General features: G+C 66.2%; 1 protein-coding gene. It reads left to right on the top strand.

What is annotated here, in order from left to right:
* The coding region (locus tag ACQG3P_RS23300) for a hypothetical protein (protein ID WP_426806367.1) at positions 1 to 237 on the top strand (237 nt) is incomplete at both ends.

Here is a 237-nt window from a genome sequence, read left to right on the forward strand (position 1 = left end):
GCGCGCCGACGGTGTGCAGAGGATCGTGCTGGTGATTGATGAGCTCGGCATGTGGAACACGCGCGAGCTGTTCCCCGAGGGCGTGGAATTCCACGCCCGCGCCGAGCTGGATGCGGTGCAGAAGCAGCTGCGCGAAGTGAAGGGCACCAGCATCCTGATCTACGAACACACCTGCGCCACCGAAAAGCGCCGCCGCCGCAAGCGCGGCAAGCTGGTCGACCCGCCCAAGCGCGTAGT

The sequence above is a fragment of the Stenotrophomonas sp. SrG genome (genome assembly GCF_050031795.1).
GTDB classification, from domain to species: Bacteria; Pseudomonadota; Gammaproteobacteria; order Xanthomonadales; family Xanthomonadaceae; genus Stenotrophomonas; species Stenotrophomonas rhizophila_A.